General features: G+C 68.6%; 1 protein-coding gene. It reads left to right on the forward strand.

Going from position 1 to position 236, the window contains the following annotated elements:
- A partial coding sequence (locus C2134_RS20430) for a transposase (protein ID WP_146042240.1) occupies positions 1-236 on the forward strand: 236 nt, incomplete at both ends.

The raw sequence follows: 236 nt of genomic DNA on the forward strand, positions 1-236 counted from the left end.
GCCGCCTCGCTGGGTCTGGTGCCGCGGCAGCACTCGACAGGCGGCAAGGCCAAGCTGCTAGGCATCAGCAAGCGCGGAGACAAATCGCTGCGCCGGCTGCTGGTGCAATGCGCGCATGTGATCATGCAGCGAGCGGCGCAATGGGACAGCGCCCTGGCCCAGTGGACGGCCCAGCTGATGCTGCGTCGGCCGAGCCAGGTGGTGGCGTGCGCGGTGGCGAATAAATTGGCGCGGGT

It is taken from the genome of Chromobacterium sinusclupearum (assembly GCF_002902845.1).
Taxonomy (GTDB): domain Bacteria; phylum Pseudomonadota; class Gammaproteobacteria; order Burkholderiales; family Chromobacteriaceae; genus Chromobacterium; species Chromobacterium sinusclupearum.